We start from the raw sequence: 989 nt of genomic DNA on the forward strand, positions 1-989 counted from the left end.
AAATTTGATTGCTAGCGATTCCAGCTGGCCTAATGAACCGGGTGGCTTGGTTAGTTGCCCCTGACGAGTACTTGCCGCTGTTTGGGCTTCCAGATTAATTGCTTGAGCAGCGTCATTAAGCCATTGCATAGGAGGTATCCTGATATAAAATTAAGTGTCTATTGTCTTAGTTGCTGTTTCTTGGTGATTAGCCCCGGCTAACAACAATATTCGGGAAGGCTCGTTTTGGGTCGAGTGCTTTCTGCGAAATTGCTGCCGAAACCTTGCGCGCTATATCCCTATATAAGTGAGACACTTCGCTATCAGGCTCTGCCACAACGGTTGGTTGGCCTGCATCGGTTTGTTCACGAATGGTTTTGTGTAAGGGCATCTCCCCAAGTACTTCGGTCTGATAAGTCTGTGCGATACGTGCACCGCCACCTTCACCAAACAAGGGTTCATGGTGGCCGCATTCACTACAAATGTGAGTGCTCATGTTCTCGATTACGCCGAGTACATCAATGTCTACTTTGCGGAACATCTCGATGCCTTTTTTGCAGTCAAGCAAGGCAATATCTTGAGGTGTGGTGACAATAACGGAGCCGGTTACAGGGATTTTCTGCGCCAAGGTGAGTTGGATGTCACCCGTGCCTGGTGGCATATCGATAATCAGGTAGTCCAGGTTGTTCCATAGGCTTTGCGTGGCTAGTTGCATCAAAGCACCGCTAACTTTGGGGCCGCGCCAAACCATGGGGGTGTTATTATCTACAAGAAAGGCCATCGACATTGCCTGTATGCCATGAGCCTCGATAGGCACAAAGAACTTTTCTTCTTCAGTTTCAGGGCGTTGGCCTTCTGGAATGCCCAGCATCATACCTACGCTTGGGCCGTAAATATCAGCATCAAGAATACCAACAGTTGCGCCCTCTTGAGCGAGTGCCAGTGCCAGGTTAACTGAACTGGTGCTTTTACCAACACCACCTTTGCCAGACGCTACCACAATGACGTTT

The 989-nt window shown here is 48.8% G+C and carries 2 protein-coding genes; both read right to left on the reverse strand.

The genetic code is table 11. The features are described 5' to 3' along the window. A partial coding sequence (locus tag A3729_RS34270) for a nicotinate-nucleotide--dimethylbenzimidazole phosphoribosyltransferase (RefSeq protein WP_197475956.1) occupies positions 1-129 on the reverse strand: 129 nt, incomplete at its 3' end. 58 nt (positions 130-187) lie between these two features. Then, positions 188-989 (reverse strand): iron-sulfur cluster carrier protein ApbC (gene apbC, locus A3729_RS20470; protein ID WP_068634225.1); only part of this gene is annotated, 802 nt, incomplete at its 5' end.

This window comes from Oleiphilus sp. HI0043 (assembly GCF_001634935.1).